The organism is Xanthomonas sp. SHU 308, assembly GCF_000364645.1.
GTDB classification, from domain to species: Bacteria; Pseudomonadota; Gammaproteobacteria; order Xanthomonadales; family Xanthomonadaceae; genus Xanthomonas_A; species Xanthomonas_A sontii.
On sequence record NZ_AQOK01000814.1, the window covers coordinates 1 to 385 of the forward strand.

Here is a 385-nt window from a genome sequence, read left to right on the forward strand (position 1 = left end):
CAGCGCCGCGTCGCTGCGTGCGGTGTCCAGAGCGTCCATCAGGCTCTGCACCGCGTCGCTGGCGTCGTCGGCGGTCTGCCCGTCGCCGGCGCCCAGGCGCGCAGCCTCGGCCAGCCGCCGCTGCTTCTGCTGGGCGCTTTGCAGGCGCTGCTGCAGTTGTTTCAGGTGGGTCGCCGCGGCCTGCGCGCGGGTACGGGCGATGTCCAGCTCGACCGCGGCGGCGCGGTCGTCGCCGGCGACCAGCACGGCGCCTTTCTGCACCGCGTCGCCCTCGTGCACCGGCACCTCGCGCAGGGTCGCGGCGACCGGCAGGCCGAGCTTGAGCACGCCGCCTTCCACATCGATGCGGCCGCGCGCCACCGCCAGGTAGGCCGGGGTGGCGGCA

At 75.8% G+C, this 385-nt stretch carries 1 pseudogene; it reads right to left on the reverse strand.

The features are described from left to right. Positions 1-385 (reverse strand): annotated as a pseudogene (locus tag D588_RS0121460) (secretion protein HlyD); the annotation flags it as partial.